This is a genomic window from Caballeronia sp. LP006, assembly GCF_031450995.1.
Classification (GTDB): domain Bacteria; phylum Pseudomonadota; class Gammaproteobacteria; order Burkholderiales; family Burkholderiaceae; genus Caballeronia.
In genome coordinates this window covers 973,540-997,182 of sequence record NZ_JARTVW010000003.1, presented here as the reverse complement: position 1 = coordinate 997,182, position 23,643 = coordinate 973,540, and the positions used below count along the sequence as shown (strand labels likewise).

The window sequence follows — 23,643 nt, the reverse complement described above, 5'->3', positions numbered from 1 at the left end:
ATCGAAGGACATAGCCATGACAGTGGAAATAACCTCAATCGACACGCTCGTCGTTGGCGCCGGTCAGGCCGGCGTGGCGATGAGCGAGCATCTGAGCAAGCTCGGCGTGCCGCACCTCGTTCTTGAACGCGACCGCATTGCGGAACGCTGGCGCACGGGACGTTGGGACTCGCTCGTGGCGAACGGTCCGGCGTGGCACGATCGTTTCCCCAATCTCGAGTTCGATGAAGTCGATCCCGATGGCTTTGCCAATAAAGATCAGGTCGCCGATTACTTCGTCACCTACGCCGAAAAGTTCGATGCACCCATTCGCACGGGCGTCGAAGTCAAGAAGGTGGTTCGCAATGTCGGGCGGCAAGGCTTCACCGTCGAAACATCGGAAGGCGTGATCGAAGCGAGCCGTGTAGTCGTCGCTACTGGTCCGTTCCAGAAGCCGGTCATCCCGGCTATCGCCCCGAAGGACGAACGTCTTACGCAGCTTCATTCGGCTGATTATCGGAATCCTGAGCAATTGCCGGAAGGCGCGGTGCTCGTGGTCGGCGCGGGATCGTCGGGCGTGCAGATTGCGGATGAACTAATGCGCGCCGGTAGGAAGGTGTATTTGTCGGTCGGCCCGCATGACCGTCCGCCACGCGCGTATCGTGGCCGTGATTTTTGCTGGTGGCTGGGCGTGCTCGGCGAGTGGGATGCGGAAGTCATGCGGCCGGGCAAGGAGCACGTCACGATTGCAGTGAGTGGCGCGCGCGGTGGACAAACAGTCGATTTCCGCCGTCTCGCGCATCAGGGCATGAACCTCGTCGGTCTCACGAAGTCATTCGAGAATGGCATTGCAACGTTTCAGCCAGACCTCACGACCAACATCAACAACGGCGACGACAACTACTTGTCTTTGCTGAGCGCCGCAGACGCGTATGTGGCGCGCAACGGTATCGATCTGCCGGACGAGCCCGAGGCACGCATCATTCCGTCCGATCCGGAATGCATGAAGCAACCTGTTCTCGAACTGAACCTTGCCGATGCTGGCGTGAGTTCGATCATCTGGGCAACCGGCTACGCCGTCGACTTCAGCTGGCTCGATGTCAACGCCTTCGACGATAAAGGCAAGCCCAAGCATCAGCGCGGCGTTTCCAAGGAGCCCGGCGTTTATTTCCTTGGCTTGCCCTGGCTTTCGCGGCGCGGCTCCGCTTTCATCTGGGGCGTCTGGCACGATGCAAAACATATTGCCGATCATATCGTCACGCAGCGCAAGTATCTCGCGTATCACGATGTGTCGCGCCGTCATGCCGACCAAGCCGCGACTTTCAGCGATCCGCGCGTGCACAAGGTCAGCGAGATGGGCGTGAGTTGACGATCGCTCAAGACGCCGCTTTCACTATTCAATCATTCTCAGCTTCGAGGTGCATCGATGAGCCAACCTACGCATACGCGTATCCGCATGTTCAACACGAAGGATACGTACCCGAACCAGACGCTCGATAACGATCTTTGCCAGGCCGTGCGCGCCGGCAACACGGTCTATGTGCGTGGTCAGGTGGGAACGGATTTCGAAGGCAATCTGGTGGGTCTCGGCGATGCACGCGCGCAAGCCGAGCAGGCGATGAAGAATCTCAAGCAGTTGCTCGAAGAGGCGGGCAGCGACATGAGCCATATCGTCAAGACGACCACGTATCTGATCGATCCGCGTTATCGCGAGCCGGTGTACCAGGAAGTCGGCAAGTGGCTCAAGGGCGTGTTTCCCATTTCGACGGGGCTGGTGGTGAGCGCGTTGGGACAGCCGGAATGGCTGATGGAAATCGATGTGATCGCGGTCATTCCTGAAGGCTGGAAGCCGGCCTAAGTCGAGGAGCCTTGCATGACATTCTCCGTGATCGGACGTTGCCAGGAAACCGGCCAGCTTGGCATTGCAATCAGTTCGTCGAGTATCGCCGTGGGCGCGCGATGTCCGTGGGCACGCGGCGGCGTGGGCGCGGTGGCCACGCAAAACGTGACTTTGCCCGCTCTTGGGCCGCAGATCCTCGATCTCATCGACACTGCACAACTCGATCCTCAGGCGGCGCTCGACCGTGCGCTCGATGCGAACGCGTACAGCGAATATCGGCAAGTAACGGTCATCGACGCTCATGGCCGCACCGCGTTTTTTAGCGGCAAGGAAGCGCTTGGCCTGCATCACGCGGTGGCTGGAGATCAATGCGTCGCCGCAGGCAACATGCTTGCGAGCCTCGGCGTGATCGAAGCCATGATTCCCGCGTTCGAAAACACCAAAGGCATGCTGGCGGATCGTTTGCTCGCTGCGATGCGGGCGGCGATGACCGCAGGCGGCGAAGCCGGGCCGGTGCATTCCGCAGCGCTCAAGATCGTAAGCGATCTGAGTTGGCCTATCGTCGATCTGCGCGTCGATTGGGCCGACGCCGACCCCATCGGCCAGCTCGATGGTCTGTGGCAGGCTTATCGGCCGCAAATGCAGGACTACGTGACCCGTGCGCTGAACCCGACAGTGGCACCTAGCTATGGAGTGCCGGGCAATGAATGAGATGTCGAGCCGCGACGTGCTCGAACGGCTGATCGGCTTTGCAACCGTCAGCCGCGATTCGAACCTGGAACTCATCGAGTTCGTTCGCGACACCCTTGCGAATCTCGGCGTCGAGAGCGAACTGTTTTATAACGCCGAGCGAACGAAGGCGAATCTGTTTGCGACGATCGGTCCGCGTGACAGGGGCGGCATCGTGCTATCCGGTCATACCGATGTCGTGCCCGTCGATGGCCAAGCCTGGACGCTCGATCCCTTTCGGCTTACCGAGAAGGAAGGGCGCTTATATGGCCGTGGCACGGCGGATATGAAGGGTTTTATCGCCTCGGTGCTGGCGTCGGTGCCCACGTTTCTTAAGAAATCGCTAGTCATGCCCGTACACCTTGCCTTCTCCTACGACGAGGAAGTCGGTTGCCTTGGGGTGCGGCCCATGTTGGAGCAACTAGCAAGGCGCCAACACAAGCCCGTTTTGTGCCTGATCGGAGAGCCTACTGAACTGAAGCCGGTGCTCGGTCATAAAGGCAAGCTCGCCATGCGCTGCCATGTGAAGGGCGAGGCTTGTCACTCGGCTTACGCGCCCTACGGCGTGAACGCCATAGCGTATGCAGCACGTCTTATCGGCAAGCTGGATGATATTGGCGAGCAGCTGGCACGGCCCGAGCACCATGACGCACTCTTCGATCCACCCTATTCGACCGTGCAGGCAGGCGTCATCAAAGGTGGGCGTGCGCTCAATATCGTGCCGGCGGAATGCGAATTCGATTTCGAAGTGCGTGCGCTTCCCGGCTTCGACGCGCATGAGGTGGCGGATGAATTGCAAAGCTTTGCCGAAGCCGAATTACTTCCGAAGATGCGCGCGGTGAAATCGGACACGGACATTCGCTTCGAATCCTTGAGCGCCTATCCGGGCTTGGCCACACCGCCAGATAGCGAAGCAGCGCGCCTGCTGACGCTTCTTAGTGGCTCGAACGAGTTCGGCACGGTGGCGTTCGGCACCGAAGGCGGACTCTTCAATCAAGCGGGCATCCCAACCGTGGTGTGCGGACCGGGAAGCATGGATCAAGGGCACAAGCCCGACGAGTTCGTGAGCGTCGAGCAACTCGACGCCTGCGACGCCATGCTCGCGCGTCTTGCGGATTATCTAGCAACCGCTTCCTGACACGCGCCATGGCGCGTTCGAGAGCCCCGAGACTTTCGACGGGCTCCGCGGTGCGCATGGTCTTTCGAAACGACTCGCGCATGCGCAAAATCAATAAAGGAGACGACTTTGAATACGTCGGATAGCAACACGTCATCGTTCATCGAGAAGCATACGATCGGCTATGTGCCGCCGGAGGATCGGCATGGCAAGGTGCGCGATCTATTCACGCTCTGGTTCGGCGGAAACATTGCGCCATTGCCTATCGTGACGGGCGCGCTTGGCGTGCAGATATTCCATTTGAACTTGCTGTGGGGAATCGTCGCGATCATCGTCGGTCAGGCAGTGGGCGGCGTGTTGATGGCGCTTCATTCGGCGCAAGGGCCACAGATGGGTATCCCGCAGATGATCCAGAGCCGCGCGCAGTTCGGATCATGGGGTGCCTTGCTCGTCACGGTGATTGCGGGCGTGATGTACGTGGGCTTCTTTGCATCGAATATCGTGCTCGCGGGCAAGTCGTTGCATGGCATCGAAACGTCCATATCGGTGCCGGTCGGGATCGTCATCGGTGCGGTGGGCTCGGGGTTGATCGGGATCATCGGCTATCGATTCATTCACATACTCAATCGAATCGGTACGTGGGTGCTGGGCATCGGTATCTTCGTGGGCTTTGCATACATCTTCACGCATATCGCGACGGCCGACTTCTTCACGCGCGGCGGCTTCAATTTCGCGGGCTGGCTGGCTACCGTTTCCTTGTCCGCGCTATGGCAGATTGCGTTTGCACCTTATGTTTCCGACTACTCGCGCTATTTGCCGAGCAATGTGCGTGTAGCGTCGACGTTTTGGGCGACTTATCTGGGCTGCACCATTGGTTCCTCGCTTGCGTTTGCCTTCGGTGCGGTCGCCGCGCTTGCCGTCGCGCCCGGCGCTGATACCATGGACGCCGTCAAGACTGCGACCGGCCCCCTCGGCTTGCCCATGCTCGTCTTGTTTCTGCTTAGCGTGATTAGTCATAACGCGCTCAATCTCTATGGCGCGGTGCTCGCCACGATTACTTCGTTGCAGACGTTCGCTTATCGCTGGATTCCCACGGCCAAAGCGCGCGCCGTGCTTTCAGTCGCGATTCTGCTTGCCTGCTGCTATGGAGCGATTGGCGCATCGACCAACTTCGTGGGAAATCTCGTCGATCTGGTGCTTGCCTTGCTCGTGGTGCTCGTGCCCTGGACCGCGATCAACCTGATCGACTTCTATGTCATCCATAAAGGGAAGTACGATATTCAATCGATCTTCGAAGCCGATGGCGGCATTTATGGGCGCTTCAATCCGCAGGCTTTGATCGCTTATGCAATCGGCATCATCGTGCAGATTCCGTTCATGAATACGCCGATGTACGCCGGTCCCGTGCCGAAGTATCTCGATGGCGCGGATCTGTCGTGGGTCATTGGCCTGCTGCTGACTTCGCCGCTTTATTACTGGCTGGCTTCGCGGGATTCGGGCTATCGGCGCAGACAAGAGGGCGCGTTGACGATGCGGCAAGCGCGCACAGGTCCCGGATACGAGTGATGATGCCTGGCGTCGCGGCGATCCGTCTGCATGAGGATCGCCGCTCGCGGTCGCATTTAGGTCATCCAGCTGACATGCGCGCTGACGACCTTCCATCCATCCTCGAAGCGTATCCACGTCTGACTTTGTCGGCCTATACGCGCGTCGCCTTCCCTCTGGAATTCGATATTTGCAACGGCCATCGAATCTCCATAGGTCGTAACCATTCGTGCCGTCACCTCGCGCGCCAAACCTGTTCCGGACCGTGCCGCACGAAACTCGCGTATGGCGTCGTAGCCGTAGAGATTTTCCGTCGCCCCATAGCGCACCGTTAGCGACGAATCAAAAAACAGGTCATCCAGCATCGCGACGTCATTGCTAGTCAGGGCCCGTTCATACGCGTCGAACACCGCATTCACTTCCTCGAGAACATCCGGTCGATTGATCCCGTTCACGCTTTCTCCTCGGCAAAACGCGGTGTCGCACAACCTGCTACGCCAGCTTGCTCCAGACGCCGGGCGGCTTCGAATGCCAGGTCTTCGCGCCACGGCGCGGCAATCAACTGAACTCCCATCGGCAAGCCGGCTTCCGTTCGCATAGGCGCGGTCACAACGGGCAACCCAAGGCACGAGATGGGTTGCGTCAACATGCCGAGGCTGGCTCGCACTGCCATTCGCTCACCGCGGACCTCCATGAACTCGTCGCCGATGCGCGGCGCCACGACTGGCGTCGCTGGCGCGATCAAGACGTCGTAGCGCTCGAAGAGTTCCAGCACGCGTCGCCGCAACGAAGCGCGGACGCGTTGCGCCTGAATGATCCATGCGGCAGGCAGCAACGCACCCGCGATCAAGCGGTCGCGCGACAAAGGCTCACGCTCGTCGTAGTGCGCGCGAAGGTCCTTCATGTGCAATTGGCCGCCCTCGGCAGCGGTGATGAGAAACGCTGCACCACGCGCCGCATCGGCATCCGGATACTCGACGGTATCCGTCGCTTCGAGCGCGGCTGACGCAGTGAGCGATGCGTTGCGCGCATCGTCGTTTGCGTAGTCGTCGAAATAGCCGGTCAGACGTGCAACGCGCAAGGTTCCGCTCATCGCACGCGCGGGTTCGAATTCACGCTGCGCGCAAGCCATATCGAGTGGATCGGCAAACTGTAGCGCCTCATAGGCAGCGCCGAGGTCCTCGACACTGCGCGCGAATGCACCCATATGATCCAGACTCGCGACGAACGGATACGTTCCACGCCGCGACAAGCGTCCATAGGTCGGCTTTACGCCGAACACGCCGCACAGCGAGGCAGGCACGCGCACTGACCCATTCGTATCGCTTCCGAGAGTGAGCGGCACGAAGCCCGCCGCGACCGCCGCGGCGCTGCCGCCCGACGATCCACCCGCCGAGCGTGTCAGGTCGTGCGGATTGCGGCACGGTCCCGCGTGACTGTTCTCGGTGGTGAAACCGTAGGCGAACTCGTCCATGTTGAGCGCGCCGACCATGATTGCGCCATGATCGGTGAGTCGTGCAACGAGCGTTGCATCCGCAGCGGCGGGCGCGGCATTGGCGAGCACGCGCGATCCCGCGATCGTCGTGACGCCCGCGATGTCGAACAGGTTCTTCGCCGCAAAGGGAACGCCTGCGAGCGGTGGCAAAGCAGCGCCGCTCGCGCGCCGTGCATCGAGGGCAGTGGCTTCATCGAGTGCGCGTTCGCGCGTGATCGTGGTGAAGGCGTTGATCTGCGCGTTAAACGTGTCGATGCGAGCGAGCGTTGTTTCGATCAATTCGCGCGCACTGAATGCACCTTCGGCATAGGCGCGTGCAATGGCAACTGCGCCAGCAGGGAATGCGTCGTTGATGGTCATGGGCGATACACCGGCGCAGGTTCGTCCTGGGCATCGACGGGATAGGCGAGTACCGGTGCCGCGAGTTGCGCGATGCGCGCGAATTGCGTCTTGACACGCGCGGCGGTGTCATCCGTTAGATGAGGGAAGTGCAGCCGAAGTGCGGCGTCGGCATAAGCGTCGAGCGTTCCATCGATTTCCGGTGGCATGTTCATGGTTCTCATTCGATGTTGAAAGCGATGGCAAGTAGACAAGTTCGTCTACCTCATTCGATATTGGAAAACAGACTTCGCACCCGCGCAATCAAGGCACGGTCGCTGTTACGCGGACCGATCAAGGACAACGCGAGCGGGCCGGTCGACTCGTTCGCAATGGGTATGGTCACTTGCGGCAGTCCGGCAAATGCCGCGATGGCGTTGAAGGTCAAGGCATCGCGATAGAACGCGCCGATACGCTCCGACGTTTCATTCTGGCGCAAAAGCGAGACGGGCGTAGTTGGCAGCACAATCAAGGCATCGGCGACGATATGCGCAATATGTGCCGCATATTCCTCGCGTAAAGCGTGGCACCGATTCACCTCCGCGTCGTCGATCGACTTGAGCCGCGCGAAGCGTGGCGCGATGTTCGCTCCAAAGCGCGGCGTATGCGTGTCGATCCATGAACCAAGAGACGCACGTATCGCGTCGTCCTGCAACTGCTGATAGACATGCAGCCAGTCCGAGCCCTCGCCCGCGAAGAGTTCGATTTCGGCGGATGCGGGTGCAAATTCGCGCAGACGCGCTGAACCGTGCGCGTCGAATGCTTCCTTGCAGCGCACGAGACGCGTGGGGGCATCGTGGGAAGCGACCTCATCAAGGAGCACGTCGGCAACGCGCGCAAGCACATCACCCGAGCGCGCGAACCATCCGACCGTGTCGAAGCATGATGCAAACGGCAGCACGCCATCGAGCGATACCGCGTCGTGCGTTGGCCGTATGCCCCAGAGTCCGCAGAACGCGGCAGGCACACGCACCGAGCCGCCGGTGTCGGTGCCGAGTGCGAAATCGACACTGCCCCTCGCAACCGCCGATGCCGATCCGCTCGACGATCCACCCGGCAACGCATGCGGCCAACGCGGATTGAGCGGCGTGCCATAGTGTTCGTTCGCGCCTTCGAGGCTGTAGGCGAGTTCATCGGTGATGGTCTTGCCATCCACGGATGCGCCCGCCGCTAACAGCTTCGCCACGCACGGCGCATGACATTGCGCGGCATCGTGCGTGGCAAACCAATCGGGATTGCCGCCGCCCGTCGTTACGCCCGCGATATCGATCAAATCCTTCACCGCAAAACGCAAGCCATCGAGCGCGCCGCTGCCGGTTGCGTTCACGCGAATACGCGGACCGGGAACGAAAGCGTTCATGCGGCCGCGCTGTTCAATGCGTCGGCGAATTGCAACGAATCCGCGACGAAGCCATAGCATTTCTTCACGTTCCAGATACTCGCTTCCGTGCAGAAGTCGGGCGATGAAGTCGCGCAACAATCGGTGAGCATGACGCAACCGTAGCCGAGAAAATTGGCATCGGTGAGTGTGTGCATCACGCATTGGTCCGTGTTCACGCCCGCGAAAAACACGGTACGTGTACCGAGATTACGCAAAATGCTGTCGAGCGGCGTGTCCCAGAAGCCGCTGATGCGGTACTTGTCCACGCAGATGTCTTGCGGTTCGATCTTCAGTTCATCGACCACGGCGGCTGCCCACGAATCTTTTTCAAGGACATGTGCGCCATGTTCAGGCAAGGCCTCGCCAAGCCCGATGCCCGTTCCCTTCGGCTTATACAGATGCAGTTGATTAGGCGGCATGTTGGCGAGATCGGGCCTATTGCCCCAGTTCACCCAAATCACCGGCACGCCGCTTTTCCGCGCGATCGGCAGCAGGCGCTGCAATGGCGCTATTGGTGCACGGTCCGCACCGTAATCGCCCCCGATATGGTCGACCCACCCGCCTTTGGTGCAGAAGTCGTTCTGCATGTCGATGATCACGAGCGCTGTTTTCTCGATGTCGAAGCGCACTTTCTGCGGCTCGGCATCGAGTGTCGCGAGGCGCGGAACGGGCGTTGGCACGGCCATATCGACGAGCGTTTCCGTCGCTTGCCAGCGCGTCTGCGCAAATGCGCCGAGCAAGCCAGCGCCTGCCGTGGCGGGGTTCGGGGCGTGGTCCATCGTGTTCTCCATCGGAAAGAGTTGAGGATGTTGCCGCAGGTCGCCGATGACACCGAACGCGACTGACGCGACGTATTCGTCATTCACGCGCGGGTCGAACATGGCATTGAAGTTGCAATGTGCATTTCGCTCATGAATAACCTACTTACCGAAACTCAACGCAAAAGGAGTGCCAGTGATGTTCCGTTCGCAACAGCCTTCCATCCTGATGAAACGCGTCGTGGCCATTGCCGGCGTAGTTGCGCTCGGCGTGCCGGCGTTCTTTATCCGCCCGGCGCACGCGGCCGATGAAGCGATGCGCGTGGGCGTCCTGATCCCCGGTTCGAAATCCGACAAGGGCTGGATGGAGTCGGGGTATGAAGGCGTCGCGGCCGCGCAAAAGGAGTTCGGCCCGAAGCTGAAGACGCAGATCATCGAGAACATCAACTACGCGGACATGGAGCAGGCGCTCACGAATCTCGCGACGAAGAATCAGCTCGTGATCGGCATCGGCGGTCAGACGCAGGCTGCGGTACTCAAGGTCGCGAAGCGCTTTCCCAACGTGAAATTCTCCATCGTCGGCGGCAACAAGGGCGAGAACATGCCGCCAAATGTCGCGGGCTATGACGTGAAGCAGGCCGAGATCGCTTATGTCGCGGGCGCGGCCGCAGCCATGCTGTCGAAGAACGGCGCGGTGAGTTATGTGGGCGGCATGGAAATTCCGTCGATCGTGAATGCGGGCAAGGAATTCGGCAACGGTGCGCGCTATATCAATCCGAAGGTCAAGTACTTCGAGGCTTATACCGGCGACTTCGACAACGTGGCGAAGGCGCGCGAAGCGACGGCAGCGGCCATCGCGCAGGGCGCGGACGTGCACTATCACATCCTGAATCTCGGCTTGCGCGGGCTCGAACAAGCGGCGAAGGAAAAAGACACGCACATCATCGGCAGCTATACGGACCGTTGCGGAAGCGATCCGCTTTACATCGCATACAGCATCACCGGCGTGGGCTATCAGGCGCAGTACGCCATCGAGCAACTGGAGAAGGGGCAATGGCAGCCGGGCTATAAAGCGTTCGGCCTTGCAATGGGGCCGAAAGCATCCGGCATGGTGATCTGCAAATCCACGCCCGCCATGGACGCCAAGATCAAGCAGATCGAAGACGATATCCAGAGCGGCAAGATCAAGGTCTCTGAAGGATGAGCACGCTGGCTTCCCCATCCGCCGATAGTTCGCCCATTCTCTCGCTGCAGGGAATCGGCAAACGCTTCGGCGCGTTCACGGCGCTCGACGACGTCTCGCTCGACCTGTTTCCCGGCGACGTGCATTGTCTGCTCGGCGAGAACGGCGCGGGCAAGTCGACGCTGTGCAATGTGATCTTCGGTGTGCATCAGCCGGACGCGGGTGCCATGCGCGTCAACGGCGCGCCGTATCGGCCGCGCAATCCGCGTGAAGCGCTCGCGAACGGTATCGCGATGGTGCATCAGCATTTCAGTCTCGTCGACGATGCCACCGTGCTCGACAACCTGCTGCTCGGTCAGGCGCGCGGCTGGCTCGACCGGCCAGCGGAAGCCACGCGCGTGCAAGACGTGTTGGCGAGCGTCGGTCTCGATCTTGCGCTCGACGCGAAGATCGCGGACTTGTCCGTCGGCGAACGGCAACGCGTCGAGATCGTCAAATGCCTGATGCGCGAGCCGCGTCTTCTTCTGCTCGATGAACCCACCGCCGTGCTCTTGCCCGCCGAGATCGATGCGTTGCTCGACACGTGCGAACGCGTGGCGAAACGCGGTTGCGCAGTGGTGCTCGTGACGCACAAGCTCAAGGAAATCGGCCGCATTGCGACACATGCGACCGTGCTGCAATCCGGACGCGTGGTCGCGCGTTCGTCGAATCCATCGAGGGATATCGACCGGCTCGTGCACGCGATGATTCATCGCGAAGACAGCGATGCCGCCGACGATCTCGCGACGCGTCTGTCACTCGTGCAAAGCGGCTCGCCGTACTCGCGACCGCTCGACGACGAAGTACTGCAACTCGACGGCCTGAGCGCTCGCGACGCGGAAGGCGTCACGCGTCTCGCGGACTGCACGCTCGTCGTGAATCGCGGCGAAATCGTCGGTATCGCGGGCGTGGAAGGCAACGGTCAAAGCGAACTCGGCGCGGTGCTCGCGGGCATGCTGAGCGCATCGTCGGGGCGCTTCTTTATCGCTGGCCGCGACATGACCAACGCCAGCCCGCGCGAACTCACGAAAGCGGGCGTCGGTATCGTGCCGGAAGATCGTCATGCGGTAGGCTGCGTCACCGGCATGAGTCTCACCGACAACCTCTTGCTCAATCATCTCGACCGCTATACGCGCGGTGGATTTCTGCGCCGCCGCGCCATGCGCGACGCCGCGCTCGAACTCATGCAACGTTTCGACGTGCGTGCAAGCGGCCCCGATGCATTGTTCGGCGGACTCTCCGGCGGCAATCAGCAGAAAGCCGTTCTTGCACGCGAACTCACGCTCGACCCTTTGCTGTTCCTGCTTGCGGCGCAGCCCACGCGCGGGCTCGATGTCGGCGCGGTGGCCGCCGTCTATGCGCATATTCGCGCGGCGCGCGACCGCGGCGTGGGCGTGCTGCTCATTTCCTCTGAACTCGACGAACTAATGAGCGTCGCCGATCGCATCGTCGTGCTGTATCGCGGTCGCATCATGGGCACATGTACGCCCGATGCGAGCAATCGCGGTCGTATCGGTGCATGGATGGCGGGTTCGGGAGATAACGCATGAACGTCAACATGAAGCTGCATCGGCCGTTCGCGGCAACGTCCGGCGCGCGCCATGCGCCGCAATTACGCGTTGCGTTCGTGATCGCGGCGGCCGTGCTCTTTGCGATGCTCGCGGCGCTCGGCTTGATCGCGTTGATGGGCGTATCCATTGCCGATGCGCTCGCCGCGTTCGCCGATGGCGCGTGGGGCTCGCCCTATGCAATCGGGGCCTCCGTCAATCGCAGCCTCGCGTTCGCGCTCGTCGGTACGGGCTTCGTCATCGCAAATCGCGCGAAGCTGACCAACGTGGGCGGAGAAGGGCAACTGGCGATAGGCGGCATAGTTGCCACGGCGATGAGTCTCTACGGCGGATGCGCGCACTTGCCTTTCGGCCTCGCCTTTATCGTGCCGATGCTCACGGCGGCCGCCGCGGGTGCGGTATGGGGCGGCGTGCCCGGCGTGCTGAAAGCTAAAGCCGGTACCAACGAAGTCATCAGTACGCTGCTGCTTTCGTTCATCGCCGTGTGGCTGCTTTACTGGTGCGTGCAAAGCGATGCACTGTTGCGTCAACCAATGACGAGCGGCGCGACCTTGCCTGAATCGCTGGAAATTCCCGATGTAACCAAGCTGCCGGCCATCTTCATGGCAAGCGGCATGAACCTGAATATCGGCTTGCCGGTGACGCTCGTGCTGGCTGTTGCATCGGCCGTGATGCTCGCGCGCACGCGCTTCGGCCTGTCGTTGCGCGCAGCGGGGCTCAACGCCGTTGCCGCGAAGCGCGCGGGCTTGCCGATCACATCATCGCTCGTCGGCGCGCTTGCGATCGCAGGCGCGTTCAGCGGACTCGCCGGCGCGTTGATGCTGCAAGGCGATCAATACTCGCTGAAGGCGGGCTTCTCGTCGGGCTACGGTTTCGATGGCCTCGTCGTCGGTTTGCTCGCGCGTGGTTCGATCACCGGCGTGTTCGCGGCGGCCTTGTTGTTCGGCTTCTTGCGCTCGGGTGGCATCAACATGGAGATGGTCGCGCAAGTACCATCAGCGCTCGTGCTGATCGTGCAGGGCATCGTCACCATCGCTTTGGCAGGCGGCGCAATGTGGCTCGATAAAGGAGAAACTTCGCGATGAACCTCGAACTTCTCGCGGTCTTTGCCGGCGCATCCATTCGCCTGGCCGCGCCCATGTTGCTTGCTTCGACTGGCGAACTCATCAGCGAACGCGCAGGCGTGTTGAACATGAGCGTCGAAGGCATGATGCTGACGGGCGCGTTTCTCGGCGCGGTGTTTTCCTGGCTGACGGGGCATCCATCGCTCGGGCTTTTATGCGGCATGCTCGGCGTGATTCCGCTTGCCTTGCTGCAGGCGTTTCTGAGCGTGACCTTGCGCGCGAATCAGATCGTGACGGGCATCGGCATCAACATTCTCGCGCTTGGTGGCACGACGCTCGCATACCGGGCAGTTTTCGGCGAACGTTCCAGCGCGGTCATTCCCGGCCTCGCGCACTGGTCGCCGCCCGTGCTTGGCAAATTGCCGTTGATCGGCGAGCCGGTGTTCGGTCAGGTGTGGCTGCTGTATGCGGGGCTTGCCGTTTTGATCGCATCGTCGGTCATCATGCGCCGCACCGCGCTCGGCATTGCGCTGCATGCGACAGGCGTCGCGCCACGCGCCGTCGATCAATCGGGGCTGCCTGTCACGCGCATTCGTTATGGCGCGGTGCTGTACTCGGGCGTGATGTCGGCGGCAGCGGGCTGCTTCATTTCCATCGGCGACATACACACGTTCACGGAGAATATGACTAACGGTACGGGTTATCTGGCGATTGCCGCCATCATCTTCGGCAGCTGGAAGATCGGCCGCACGGCGCTCGCGTGTCTCTTGTTCGGTGCCGCCACGGCCATGCAGTTTCAGCTCCCGATGTTCGGCCTGCACGTGCCCACAGCGTTGCTCATCATGTTGCCGTATTTGCTTGCGTTGATCGCGGTGGCGGGGCTCATCGGCAGACAGACCGCACCGCCCGCGCTCACGCTGCCGTTCAGACGTTAACGGCGGGTAACATCGACATGTCCTTATCAACGACACGACTCATGGCCCCGCCCAAGCTGAAAAGCGCCTCGAAAGAAGATGCCGCGCCCACACGCCGCACGCAGCTCGCGGCGAAGACGAAGGAGCGCATCTTCAGGATCGCGATTCACGAGTTCGCGGACAAGGGCTTTTCCGGTGCGCGCGTAGAGACCATCGCGAGCCGTTCGAAGGTCAACATCCGCATGATCTATCACTACTTCGGCGGCAAGGAAGCGCTTTATGTCGAAGTCCTGGAGCATGTGCTCGCGCGCCTTCGCGAAGCCGAATTAGCTGTCACGCTGGACGCGCAAACCGTCGATCCCGCCGCGGGCATTTTGCAACTTTATGACTTCACCGAAGGCCATTTCGCGGCACACCCCGAGTTGCTGTGTCTGCTTTCATGGGAGAACCTGAATCGCGCGCGCTACATGAAGCGTTCGAAGGTCATTCCAGCAATGTCGTCGCCGGTGCTCGACATGCTGCGCACGCTGATCCGTCGTGGCGAGACGGCAGGGACGTTAAGACGCGGCATCGACCCGTTGCATCTCTATGTCACGCTGGTGAGTCTCGCGTATTTTCACAAATCGAACGCGTACACGCTGTCACGCATGTTCGATACCGAGATGCTCGCCGCATCGTGGCAATCCGCGCACAAGGATCAGGCGCATCAACTCGTGCGCGCGTTTCTCGCAAGAGAAGGTACGATGAAGCTCGCGGTGAATGCGTGATGCGGTGAATGCGTGAATAAGCGTGCGATTCAAGCCGCGCGCAGGCATGTTTGCGAAGGCCGCAGCAAAGAAGCATTGCGATGCGCCGCCTCTTTGTGATAAAAGCCGAGCCACGCACGCGTCCGTTATCGACGCGGGACATGCATTGGGAGTCAAGGTTGAGAAGGTCCGCCGAAAACAAGTTGAAGGTCGTCGCGGTTCGTGTCGAGCCCGCGATCGAACAAAGATTACGCATACTGGCGGAAGCGACTGGGCGCAAGCAGTCGTTTTTTCTGCAGCAGATGATCGAAAGCGGCATCGCCGCAATGGAAGAGCGGTGGCTCTCGCCGCAAGTGCTCGAACAGGTCAAGAGCGGCGCGTTGCAGTCGTTGCAGCCATCGAGCGGTGCGACCTCGGATTTGTTCGGCGATATGCACGATGCTCAGGCCGAATGAGCGGCTTCGCTCACGCGGAAGCGGCCACCCTAAACCTGAGCAAAACCCAGTGCCATATTGAGAAAGTTCGCGGTCTTGGCTTGCGTGGCTTCAATCCGCGATGCCAACGCAAGCCTGATCGATACGGCTTTGCCGGTCATGTCGGCATACACGACGCCTTCGACCTGTATCTGGCACACGGAAGCCGGCACGAGCGACACGCCGAACTCGGCTGCGACGAGGTTCACGACCGACGAAAGCTGCGGCGCCTGCTGGCCTGCAACGGGCTCGAAACCGGCCTCCCTGCATGCGCCGACGATCACATCGTGCAGCGTCGGACTCGCCACGCGCGGCAGCATGACGAAGGGATCTTCGGCCAGCGCTGACAATGCGATCTTCTTTTTCTTCGCCAGCCGATGCGTGACGGGCAGCACCACGCGCATGGGCTCTACCGCGATGTGGTGAAACTCGACGCCCACGGGCGACTGGCTGCCGAGCCGCACGAACGCGACATCGACGGTGCCTGCATCGAGATAAGCCAGCAGTTGGGCGGTGTTGCCTTCGGCCAACGTAAGCGTAACGTTAGGAAACGCCTGCCGATACGCGCGAATCAGTTGCGACACGACCGGATTGAACGCCGCCGAACCCGTGAAACCGATGTTGAGTTGCCCCATTTCACCGCGTCCCGCGCTTTGCGCGTTTTCCACGGCAATGCGCGTGTCGTTCAGGATGCGTCTGGCATCGGCCGCAAACGCTTCTCCGGCCTCGGTCAGCACCACGCCGTGCCCCGTGCGACGGAACAGACGCACGCCGATTTCGTCTTCTAAAGCGTGAATCTGCTGACTGAGCGGCGGCTGCCCGATGCCAAGCCGCTCCGCCGCGCGCGTCACGTTTAGCTCTTCGGCCACGGCCAGAAAATAACGAATATGGCGCAATTCCATGCGATATCTGTTAAAGCTATTTCAGAAAGACGAGATAGATATTGGACAGTATAACAACGACGCGACAAAATAACGCTATCGCGCAGACCGCGCGCCTATAACTCTTCCTCCAATACACGCGGCCGGTTTTCGACTGAGGCCGACGGGACGAGTCGCGCTCGACGAGCGTGCCGGCGACGTGCTGCGGTTGCTCAATCCAAAGTGAGAAGGGGTCTGCCCGTGGCTGAAGCCGTAAAAAAACCAAGGCCCGAGTTCCGGAACATCGGGCTTGGTCAACTCGCGAAGTATCGCTTGCCGCTCGCCGGGAAGGTGTCCATCCTGCATCGCATCAGCGGCTTGCTGCTTTTCGTGTCGCTGCCGTTCATTCTCTATTTGCTCGATCAGAGCCTGACCTCGGAACTCAGTTTCGACGCGTTCAAGGGCTTTCTGGCCAACCCCATCGTCAAGATCATCACGCTCGTGCTGTCGTGGGCGTATCTGCATCACTTCTGCGCGGGCATTCGTTTTCTGCTGCTCGACACGCACGTCGGCGTGAACAAGGAAGGCGGCAAGCAAAGCGCGTTGATCGTGCTCGTCGTCTCGCTGCTTCTCACGGCTGTGATGGCCCTTAAAATTTTCGGAGCCTTCTAAGACCATGGCAACCCAAAACAGAGTTGGCCCGAAGCGCCTGGTCGTGGGCGCGCATTACGGCCTGCGCGACTGGCTCGCGCAACGTATCACCGCCGTCGTGATGGCGGCGTACACCGTCATTTTGCTGTTCTGGTTCTTCGCCGCACACAGCTTCTCCTATGAAGGCTGGGCGTCCATCTTCGCCATGCAGTGGATGAAGCTTGCCACGTTCGTGACTCTGCTTTGCCTGTTCTATCACGCGTGGGTCGGCATTCGCGATATCTGGATGGATTACGTGAAGCCCATGGCCGTGCGCCTGTTTCTTCAGGTGCTGACCATCCTCTGGCTCGTCGGATGCGCCGGCTACGCTGCACAGATTCTCTGGAGAGTTTAAAGAACATGGCTGCAATCAAGACTTCCCTGCCGCGTCGCCGTTTCGACGTGGTCATCGTGGGCGCGGGCGGCTCGGGCATGCGCGCATCGCTGCAGCTCGCGCGTGCGGGCCTGTCGGTCGCTGTGTTGTCGAAGGTGTTTCCCACGCGCTCGCATACGGTCGCCGCGCAAGGTGGCATCGGTGCCTCGCTTGGCAACATGAGCGAGGACAACTGGCACTATCACTTCTACGACACCATCAAGGGCTCCGACTGGCTTGGCGACCAGGATGCAATCGAATTCATGTGCCGTGAAGCGCCCAACGCCGTGTATGAGCTCGAACACATGGGCATGCCGTTCGACCGCAATCCGGATGGCACGATCTATCAGCGTCCGTTCGGCGGACACACGGCCAACTACGGCGAAAAGCCCGTGCAACGCGCCTGCGCCGCGGCCGACCGTACCGGCCACGCGTTGTTGCACACGCTGTATCAGCAGAACGTCGCGGCTAAAACGCATTTCTTCGTCGAATGGATGGCGCTGGACCTGATCCGCGACGCCGAAGGCGATGTGCTCGGCGTCACCGCGCTGGAGATGGAAACGGGCGACGTGTATATCCTCGAAGGCAAGACCACGCTGTTCGCCACGGGCGGCGCGGGACGTATCTTCGCGGCATCGACGAATGCGTTCATCAACACGGGCGATGGCTTGGGCATGGCCGCGCGCTCGGGCATCGCGTTGCAGGACATGGAGTTCTGGCAATTCCACCCGACCGGTGTCGCGGGCGCGGGCGTGCTGATTACCGAAGGCGTGCGCGGCGAAGGCGGCATCTTGCGCAATTCGAACGGCGACCGCTTCATGGAGCGCTACGCACCGACGCTCAAGGACCTCGCGCCGCGCGACTTCGTTTCGCGTTCGATGGATCAGGAAATCAAGGAAGGCCGCGGCGTGGGTCCGAACAAGGACCACGTGTTGCTGGATCTGTCGCACATCGGCGCCGAGACGATCATGAAGCGCTTGCCGTCGATTCGCGAGATCGCGCTCAAGTTCGCCAATGTCGATTGCATCAAGGAGCCCATTCCCGTGGTGCCGACCATCCACTATCAAATGGGTGGCATACCGACGAACATGCACGGGCAGGTCGTGGGTACGTCCAATGGTTATAACGAGCCGGTCAACGGGTTCTACGCGGTGGGCGAATGCTCGTGCGTCTCGGTGCATGGCGCGAACCGTCTGGGCACGAACTCGCTGCTCGACCTGGTGGTGTTCGGCCGCGCGGCGGGCAATCACATCATCAAGCACGCGAAGGAGTTGAAAGAGCACAAGCCGCTGCCGGCCGATGCCGCCGACTTCGCGCTCGAACGCCTCGCGGTGCTGGAGAAGTCGACGTCGGGCGAATACACGCAGAACATCGCCAACGACATTCGTTCGACCATGCAGGCGCATGCGGGCGTGTTCCGCACATCGAAGCTGCTCGAAGAGGGCGTGAGCAAGATCGACGAACTCACCGCGCGCGTGAAGCACGTGCATCTGAAGGACAAATCGAAGGTGTTCAACACGGCGAAGGTCGAGGCGCTGGAGTTGGCGAACCTGATCGAAGTCGCGCGCGCGACCATGGTGTCGGCCGAAGCGCGCAAGGAAAGCCGTGGCGCGCACGCGCACAGCGACTTCGAGCATCGCGACGACGAGAACTGGATGCGCCATACGCTGTGGTTCAGCGAAGGCGATCGCCTCGACTACAAGCCGGTGCAGATGAAGCCGCTGACGGTTGAATCGGTGCCGCCGAAGGCACGGACCTTCTAAGGCACAAGGGAAAATCGAAATGGCAAAGAGAATCTTCGAAGTCTATCGCTACGATCCGGACAAGGACGCAGCCCCGCGCATGCAGACCTACGAGCTGGAGATCGACTCGCACGAACGCATGCTGCTCGATGCACTGCTCAAGCTGAAGTCGGTCGACGAGACGCTGTCGTTTCGCCGTTCGTGCCGCGAAGGCGTGTGCGGCTCGGACGCGATGAACATCAACGGCAAGAACGGTCTTGCGTGTTTGCAGAACATGAACGATCTGCCGCAGCGCATTGTGCTGCGTCCGCTGCCGGGCTTGCCGGTGGTGCGCGATCTGATTTGCGACTTCACGCAATTTTTTAATCAGTATCATTCGATCAAGCCGTATCTGATCAACGACACGCCGCCGCCGGAAAAAGAGCGTCTGCAGTCGCCGGTCGAACGCGACGAGCTCGACGGGCTGTACGAGTGCATTCTGTGCGCGAGTTGCTCGACGTCGTGCCCGAGCTTCTGGTGGAATCCGGACAAGTTCGTCGGCCCGGCGGGCTTGCTGCAGGCGTATCGCTTCATTGCGGATAGCCGGGATGAAGCGACCGGCGAGCGTCTGGACAACCTGGAAGATCCGTATCGTCTGTTCCGTTGCCACACGATCATGAATTGCGTCGACGTGTGCCCGAAGGGGCTCAACCCGACCAAGGCGATCGGCAAGATCAAGGAATTGATGGTGCGCCGCGCGGTGTAGCGCGAATGGCGTAACAAGCATTGAACGACTGCCGAAGCTGAGCGTGAGCCAGCTTCGGCAGTTGTCGTTTGAGAGCTAGCCCAAGCGCGCAAACGTCCCGTCGAAAAGGGACAGATACTGAGAGTAACTAAGCACATTTTTAACTATCCGGTTAGAATATCGAGATCGAACAGGTGCCGTCGTCGGCACCGTTAATCGCCATGCTCCCCGCATGGCGTTGAGAAGGGCCATGCCGCGCGCAACCCTGCGCCGTGCAGCAACGCTTCGTCTGCAAGCCTGTTTCGCCGATGCGTTCCCATCCAGCGTACCGAAGGCTCCATCCTTCGCGACCGACCGCGCCCGAGCTTCTTGGAGAAAATAGATGTCTACGAGTAATACCCGTGTTTCAGCCGCGCTGAGAACCGGTTGTGTGTTGTTGGGGCTCGCAATGCTGGCCACGGGTCTGTTCTTCGTTGCAGGCGGCGCGAAGCTCGTCTTGCTGCACGGCAGCCCGTACTTCGTGATCGCCGGGATCGTGATCGCCGTGGCCGCGGTGCAGTCGATGCGCGCGCGGTCTTCGGCGGTCATCGTGTATGGCGTGGCGTTCGTCGGCACGCTGATCTGGGCCTTGATCGACGCAGGCTTCGATTTCTGGCCGCTGGTGTCGCGTCTCATGTTGCCGACGGGCTTCATGGTGCTCGCGTTGCTGCTGTGGCCGTCGTTGCGCAAGCATGAGAGGGTGACGCCCGCGTCGAAATGGGCATACGGTTTGAGCGCGCTGTTTGCGTTGGGCATGGTCATCACGTTCGTGCAGATGTTCGAACCGCACGACCCGGTCGCCTTCGAAGGCACGGCTGCGCCGCTCGCACCGCTTGCACAGAACGACGCGCAGAAGAATTGGAGCAACTATGGCAATACGCCGGGCGGCAGCCGCTTCGTGGCGCTGAACCAGATCACGCGCGACAACATCAAGGACCTGCACGTTGCATGGACTTTTCATACGGGCGACGTGCCTGTGAGTCCCGGTGGCAACGGCGCGGAAGATCAGCAGACGCCGTTGCAAGTGGGCGATCGCATCTTCATGTGCACGCCGCATAACAACGTGATCGCTGTCGATGTCGACAGCGGCAAGCAAATCTGGAAGCGCGAAATCAATGCGCCGGCGCAGGTGTGGAACCGTTGTCGCGGCCTCGCATACTTCGATGCCACGCAAGCGCTTACGCAGCCTTCGGTCGCGGGTTCGACGCCCGTGATCGCGCCGACGCTTGCATCGGGCGAAGCGTGTCAGCGCCGCATCCTGATGAACACGATCGATGCGCGCCTCGTTGCCATCGATGCCGATAACGGCGCGCTCTGCGAAAGCTTCGGCGACCATGGTTTCGTGAATCTTAAAGCAGGCCTTGGCGCAGCGGATGACCCCAAGTATCAGCTTACTTCCGCGCCGACGCTTGCAGGCACGACCGTGGTCGTAGGCGGGCGAGTAGCGGATAACGTGCAGACCGACATGCCCGGTGGCGTGCTGCGCGGTTTCGATGTCATCACGGGGCAAATGCGCTGGGCCTTCGATCCGGGCCATGACGATCCCAACGCGCAACTCGAGCCGGGTCAGACCTTTGCTCGGAGCACGCCGAACTCGTGGGCGCCCATGTCGTACGATCCCGCGATGAACACGGTGTTCATCCCGATGGGCAGCTCCTCGGTGGATCTCTGGGGCGCGAACCGCACGGCTCTGGATCATCGTTATGCCACGTCCATCCTCGCGCTCGATGCCACGACGGGCAAGGAGAAGTGGGTCTACCAGACGGTCCACAACGATTTGTGGGACTTCGACGTTCCCATGCAGCCGAGCCTGATCGACTTCCCCGAGAAGGATGGTTCGACCAAACCTGCCGTGGTGTTCGGCACGAAGTCCGGGCAGGTCTTCGTGCTCGATCGGCTTACGGGTCAGCCGCTCACGCGCGTCGAGGAAAAGCCCGTCAAAAAGGGCAGCATTCCCGGCGAGCAGTATCCCGATACCCAGCCGTACTCGGTCGGCATGCCGCTCATCGGCGCCGATACGCTGAAGGAATCGGACATGTGGGGCGCCACGCCTTTCGATCAACTCATCTGCCGAATCAGCTTCAAGTCGATGCGTTACGACGGTCTCTTCACGCCGCCCGACACGGACATCTCGCTGAGCTTTCCAGGCTCGCTCGGCGGCATGAACTGGGGCAGCCTTTCGACCGATCCGAATAGTCATTACATCTTCGTGAACGACATGCGCCTCGGCCTCTGGGTGCAGATGATTCCGCAGAAGACCGACAACGTGCAGGCCAGCAACGGCGGCGAGTCCGTGAACACCGGCATGGGCGCGGTGCCGCTAAAAGGCACGCCTTACGCCGTCAACAAAAACCGCTTCATGTCGCCGCTCGGTATCCCTTGTCAGAAGCCCCCTTTCGGCACGCTTTCCGCGGTCGATCTGAAGACGCAGAAGATCGTATGGCAAGTGCCTGTGGGCACGGTGCAGGACACGGGTCCCTTCGGTATCAAGATGGGGATGAAGATGCCCATTGGCATGCCGACGCTCGGCGGCACGCTGGCGACGCAGGGCGGCCTCGTGTTCATCGCGGGGACGCAAGACTACTACCTGCGTGCCTTCGATAGCGCGACCGGCAAGGAGGTATGGAAAGCGCGTCTGCCGGTGGGAAGTCAGGGTGGACCGATGAGCTATGTATCGCCGAAAACGGGCAAGCAGTACGTGCTCATCTCGGCGGGCGGCGCGCGACAGTCGCCGGATCGGGGCGATTATGTCATCGCCTATGCACTGGATCATTGAGTACGCGCCGTCGCTTGGTTAAAGTGACGGCTTCTCTTCGAGCCTGTCGGCCTGGCGCGTCAGCACAACAACAATATGCGTCTTACATCTCTTTCGGGCCGCTGTCTGGCCCTGGCCCTGACCCTGCTAGGCACGTTTGGCATGGGCGCTACGGCGGTTCATGCGCAGAGCGCCGTGACCTTGTATGGAACGATCGACACCAGCATCGAGGTGACGAATCCCGGTTCAGGGTGGACGCCGCGCATGGATTCGGGCGCGTATCGCGGTTCGCGCTTCGGCATGCGGGGCGCCGAACCACTGACTGGCGACACGCGTCTCCTGTTCGATCTCGAAAGCGGCTTCAGTTCCGCTGACGGGACGCTTGCGACCGCAGGCACCTTGTTCAATCGTCAGGCATGGATCGGCGTCGGCGCGCCGTGGGGCGAAGTGCGCATGGGGCGTCAGTATTCGCCGATCTACATTCCGTTCAAGGGACAACTCGACGCCTTCGGTGCCGGGACGATCGCATCGGGTCTCAACAACCTGTCGAAGATCACGCCTTATACGGATAACAGCATCACGTATCTGTCGCCGGACATTCACGGCTTCACGACGACCATCATGTTCGCCTTGCGCGATGCCGGCGCGGGCAATGGCTTGTCGGGCAATTACGAAACCTTCGCGTATCGCAACGGGCCGTTCCGTATTGCTTACGCGCATCAGGACACGCAGGGCAGCACGGGGCTACGTTCGAATCTGGGTGGCGTGTCGTATCGCTTCGGTAAGACGACGGCGTTTCTCAACTTCTTCAATGGCGATGGCGGATCGCCGCGTTATCACGACGACGGCATGTCCGTCTCGATGCGCTACGCGTTCTCGCCGGCTCTGCGCGCATCGCTTGGTTATGCTTATGCGCGCGATCGATCGGGCGGCGACAATAACGCGGACCAGTTCAGCATTGCGTGCGAATACGATCTTTCGAAGACATTGATGTTCTACGCGACAGGCGCGATGCTGCGTAATCGCGGCGATGCCACCTTCACCTTGCGCGGTGTGAATGTGACGGGGCTTCCGGCCGCGTATCCGGGTGCGCCGATTCGCGGCGTGCAGATCGGCGCAATCGAGCGATTTTGAGCGGCTCCAGGCGGCTTTAAGCGACGCTAAGCGGCTTTATCGAAGTGTGCCGATCAAACCGCGCAACGCGACGCGCAACAGATCGTCCGATGTCGGCTTGCCGACGAACCTCATCGC

Annotated in this window: 23 protein-coding genes; 17 read left to right on the top strand and 6 right to left on the bottom strand. The window is 60.9% G+C overall.

What is annotated here, in order from left to right; all coding sequences use genetic code 11:
* Positions 1-16: 16 nt before the first annotated feature.
* The 5 genes from P9250_RS09135 (at position 17) to P9250_RS09115 (ending at position 5,231) form a co-directional block, all read left to right on the top strand.
* Positions 17-1,348 carry an NAD(P)/FAD-dependent oxidoreductase gene (locus P9250_RS09135; RefSeq protein ID WP_310392527.1) on the top strand — a complete coding sequence of 444 codons (1,332 nt, stop codon included), beginning with the start codon at positions 17-19 and terminating at the stop codon, positions 1,346-1,348.
* A gap of 57 nt (positions 1,349-1,405) precedes the next feature.
* A complete protein-coding gene (locus tag P9250_RS09130) occupies positions 1,406-1,837 on the top strand; it encodes a RidA family protein (protein WP_244830202.1) in 432 nt (143 codons plus the stop codon).
* Positions 1,838-1,852: 15 nt separating this feature from the next.
* Complete coding sequence (locus P9250_RS09125) at positions 1,853-2,530, top strand: DUF1028 domain-containing protein (RefSeq protein WP_244830203.1); 678 nt, start codon at positions 1,853-1,855, stop codon at positions 2,528-2,530.
* Positions 2,523-3,686, top strand: coding sequence for an acetylornithine deacetylase (argE, locus tag P9250_RS09120; RefSeq protein WP_310392524.1), 1,164 nt, complete (start codon positions 2,523-2,525; stop codon positions 3,684-3,686). The genes P9250_RS09125 and argE overlap by 8 nt, the downstream gene beginning before the upstream one ends.
* Positions 3,687-3,794: 108 nt before the next feature.
* On the top strand, positions 3,795-5,231 hold the full coding sequence (locus tag P9250_RS09115) for a cytosine permease (protein ID WP_250468377.1): 1,437 nt from the start codon (positions 3,795-3,797) through the stop codon (positions 5,229-5,231).
* Positions 5,232-5,287: 56 nt separating this feature from the next.
* Here P9250_RS09115 and hpxZ read toward each other — a convergent pair whose 3' ends face one another.
* Genes hpxZ through P9250_RS09090 form a run of 5 tightly spaced genes read right to left on the bottom strand, consistent with a single transcriptional unit; the run spans position 5,288 to position 9,243 of the window.
* Positions 5,288-5,665, bottom strand: coding sequence for an oxalurate catabolism protein HpxZ (hpxZ, locus tag P9250_RS09110; RefSeq protein WP_310392522.1), 378 nt, complete (start codon positions 5,663-5,665; stop codon positions 5,288-5,290).
* On the bottom strand, positions 5,662-7,065 hold the full coding sequence (locus P9250_RS09105; RefSeq protein ID WP_310392520.1) for an AtzE family amidohydrolase: 1,404 nt from the start codon (positions 7,063-7,065) through the stop codon (positions 5,662-5,664). The genes hpxZ and P9250_RS09105 overlap by 4 nt, the downstream gene beginning before the upstream one ends.
* Positions 7,062-7,259 (bottom strand): AtzG-like protein, encoded by a 198-nt coding sequence (locus P9250_RS09100; RefSeq protein ID WP_310392518.1) that lies wholly within the window; start codon positions 7,257-7,259, stop codon positions 7,062-7,064. The genes P9250_RS09105 and P9250_RS09100 overlap by 4 nt, the downstream gene beginning before the upstream one ends.
* A 50-nt stretch (positions 7,260-7,309) precedes the next feature.
* Positions 7,310-8,443 (bottom strand): amidase, encoded by a 1,134-nt coding sequence (locus P9250_RS09095; RefSeq protein WP_310392517.1) that lies wholly within the window; start codon positions 8,441-8,443, stop codon positions 7,310-7,312.
* Positions 8,440-9,243 (bottom strand): cysteine hydrolase, encoded by an 804-nt coding sequence (locus P9250_RS09090; RefSeq protein WP_310392776.1) that lies wholly within the window; start codon positions 9,241-9,243, stop codon positions 8,440-8,442. Before P9250_RS09090 ends, P9250_RS09095 begins: the two co-directional genes overlap by 4 nt.
* A 175-nt stretch (positions 9,244-9,418) precedes the next feature.
* On the opposite strand from P9250_RS09090, the gene P9250_RS09085 reads away from it, so the two are divergent.
* The 6 genes from P9250_RS09085 to P9250_RS09060 all read left to right on the top strand — a co-directional run bounded on the left by P9250_RS09085 (position 9,419) and on the right by P9250_RS09060 (position 15,191).
* Entirely contained in the window at positions 9,419-10,426 is a 1,008-nt protein-coding gene (locus tag P9250_RS09085; RefSeq protein ID WP_404989399.1) for a BMP family protein, read from the top strand.
* Complete coding sequence (locus tag P9250_RS09080; protein ID WP_310392515.1) at positions 10,423-11,994, top strand: ABC transporter ATP-binding protein; 1,572 nt, start codon at positions 10,423-10,425, stop codon at positions 11,992-11,994. The genes P9250_RS09085 and P9250_RS09080 overlap by 4 nt, the downstream gene beginning before the upstream one ends.
* Positions 11,991-13,097: an ABC transporter permease gene (locus tag P9250_RS09075; protein WP_409014843.1), complete on the top strand. Its 1,107-nt coding sequence runs from the start codon at positions 11,991-11,993 to the stop codon at positions 13,095-13,097. Before P9250_RS09080 ends, P9250_RS09075 begins: the two co-directional genes overlap by 4 nt.
* Positions 13,094-14,011 (top strand): ABC transporter permease, encoded by a 918-nt coding sequence (locus P9250_RS09070; RefSeq protein WP_310392513.1) that lies wholly within the window; start codon positions 13,094-13,096, stop codon positions 14,009-14,011. The genes P9250_RS09075 and P9250_RS09070 overlap by 4 nt, the downstream gene beginning before the upstream one ends.
* A gap of 41 nt (positions 14,012-14,052) precedes the next feature.
* Positions 14,053-14,757: a TetR family transcriptional regulator gene (locus tag P9250_RS09065; RefSeq protein ID WP_310392511.1), complete on the top strand. Its 705-nt coding sequence runs from the start codon at positions 14,053-14,055 to the stop codon at positions 14,755-14,757.
* A 158-nt stretch (positions 14,758-14,915) separates the two neighbouring features.
* A complete protein-coding gene (locus tag P9250_RS09060; RefSeq protein WP_310392509.1) occupies positions 14,916-15,191 on the top strand; it encodes a hypothetical protein in 276 nt (91 codons plus the stop codon).
* 29 nt (positions 15,192-15,220) lie between these two features.
* Here the strand turns inward: P9250_RS09060 and P9250_RS09055 are convergent, their stop codons facing one another.
* The gene (locus P9250_RS09055) at positions 15,221-16,111 is read right to left on the bottom strand and encodes a LysR family transcriptional regulator (RefSeq protein ID WP_310392507.1); all 891 of its coding nucleotides are present in this window, start codon (positions 16,109-16,111) and stop codon (positions 15,221-15,223) included.
* 219 nt (positions 16,112-16,330) lie between these two features.
* Here P9250_RS09055 and sdhC point away from each other — a divergent pair, with 219 nt between their 5' ends.
* The 6 genes from sdhC (at position 16,331) to P9250_RS09025 (ending at position 23,526) form a co-directional block, all read left to right on the top strand.
* Positions 16,331-16,741 carry a succinate dehydrogenase, cytochrome b556 subunit gene (gene sdhC / locus P9250_RS09050; RefSeq protein WP_244829107.1) on the top strand — a complete coding sequence of 137 codons (411 nt, stop codon included), beginning with the start codon at positions 16,331-16,333 and terminating at the stop codon, positions 16,739-16,741.
* A gap of 4 nt (positions 16,742-16,745) precedes the next feature.
* Positions 16,746-17,114 carry a succinate dehydrogenase, hydrophobic membrane anchor protein gene (sdhD, locus tag P9250_RS09045; protein WP_250511816.1) on the top strand — a complete coding sequence of 123 codons (369 nt, stop codon included), beginning with the start codon at positions 16,746-16,748 and terminating at the stop codon, positions 17,112-17,114.
* Positions 17,115-17,119: 5 nt separating this feature from the next.
* Positions 17,120-18,895, top strand: coding sequence for a succinate dehydrogenase flavoprotein subunit (gene sdhA, locus P9250_RS09040; RefSeq protein WP_244829109.1), 1,776 nt, complete (start codon positions 17,120-17,122; stop codon positions 18,893-18,895).
* A gap of 19 nt (positions 18,896-18,914) precedes the next feature.
* A complete protein-coding gene (locus tag P9250_RS09035) occupies positions 18,915-19,619 on the top strand; it encodes a succinate dehydrogenase iron-sulfur subunit (protein ID WP_244829110.1) in 705 nt (234 codons plus the stop codon).
* A gap of 361 nt (positions 19,620-19,980) precedes the next feature.
* Entirely contained in the window at positions 19,981-22,413 is a 2,433-nt protein-coding gene (locus P9250_RS09030) for a glucose/quinate/shikimate family membrane-bound PQQ-dependent dehydrogenase (RefSeq protein ID WP_310392504.1), read from the top strand.
* 75 nt (positions 22,414-22,488) lie between these two features.
* Entirely contained in the window at positions 22,489-23,526 is a 1,038-nt protein-coding gene (locus tag P9250_RS09025; RefSeq protein ID WP_310392502.1) for a porin, read from the top strand.
* The last annotated feature ends 117 nt before the right edge of the window (positions 23,527-23,643 follow it).

What these genes read in the sequence shown, in the direction of transcription:
- P9250_RS09135 (WP_310392527.1), top strand. Translation starts at nt 17, where the DNA reads ATGACAGTGGAAATAACCTCAATCGACACGCTCGTCGTTGGCGCCGGT.
- P9250_RS09130 (WP_244830202.1), top strand. Translation starts at nt 1,406, where the DNA reads ATGAGCCAACCTACGCATACGCGTATCCGCATGTTCAACACGAAGGAT.
- P9250_RS09125 (WP_244830203.1), top strand. Translation starts at nt 1,853, where the DNA reads ATGACATTCTCCGTGATCGGACGTTGCCAGGAAACCGGCCAGCTTGGC.
- argE (WP_310392524.1), top strand. Translation starts at nt 2,523, where the DNA reads ATGAATGAGATGTCGAGCCGCGACGTGCTCGAACGGCTGATCGGCTTT.
- P9250_RS09105 (WP_310392520.1), bottom strand. Translation starts at nt 7,065, where the DNA reads ATGACCATCAACGACGCATTCCCTGCTGGCGCAGTTGCCATTGCACGC.
- P9250_RS09100 (WP_310392518.1), bottom strand. Translation starts at nt 7,259, where the DNA reads ATGAACATGCCACCGGAAATCGATGGAACGCTCGACGCTTATGCCGAC.
- P9250_RS09095 (WP_310392517.1), bottom strand. Translation starts at nt 8,443, where the DNA reads ATGAACGCTTTCGTTCCCGGTCCGCGTATTCGCGTGAACGCAACCGGC.
- P9250_RS09090 (WP_310392776.1), bottom strand. Translation starts at nt 9,243, where the DNA reads ATGGACCACGCCCCGAACCCCGCCACGGCAGGCGCTGGCTTGCTCGGC.
- P9250_RS09080 (WP_310392515.1), top strand. Translation starts at nt 10,423, where the DNA reads ATGAGCACGCTGGCTTCCCCATCCGCCGATAGTTCGCCCATTCTCTCG.
- P9250_RS09075 (WP_409014843.1), top strand. Translation starts at nt 11,991, where the DNA reads ATGAACGTCAACATGAAGCTGCATCGGCCGTTCGCGGCAACGTCCGGC.
- P9250_RS09070 (WP_310392513.1), top strand. Translation starts at nt 13,094, where the DNA reads ATGAACCTCGAACTTCTCGCGGTCTTTGCCGGCGCATCCATTCGCCTG.
- P9250_RS09065 (WP_310392511.1), top strand. Translation starts at nt 14,053, where the DNA reads ATGGCCCCGCCCAAGCTGAAAAGCGCCTCGAAAGAAGATGCCGCGCCC.
- P9250_RS09055 (WP_310392507.1), bottom strand. Translation starts at nt 16,111, where the DNA reads ATGGAATTGCGCCATATTCGTTATTTTCTGGCCGTGGCCGAAGAGCTA.
- sdhD (WP_250511816.1), top strand. Translation starts at nt 16,746, where the DNA reads ATGGCAACCCAAAACAGAGTTGGCCCGAAGCGCCTGGTCGTGGGCGCG.
- sdhA (WP_244829109.1), top strand. Translation starts at nt 17,120, where the DNA reads ATGGCTGCAATCAAGACTTCCCTGCCGCGTCGCCGTTTCGACGTGGTC.
- P9250_RS09035 (WP_244829110.1), top strand. Translation starts at nt 18,915, where the DNA reads ATGGCAAAGAGAATCTTCGAAGTCTATCGCTACGATCCGGACAAGGAC.
- P9250_RS09030 (WP_310392504.1), top strand. Translation starts at nt 19,981, where the DNA reads ATGTCTACGAGTAATACCCGTGTTTCAGCCGCGCTGAGAACCGGTTGT.
- P9250_RS09025 (WP_310392502.1), top strand. Translation starts at nt 22,489, where the DNA reads ATGCGTCTTACATCTCTTTCGGGCCGCTGTCTGGCCCTGGCCCTGACC.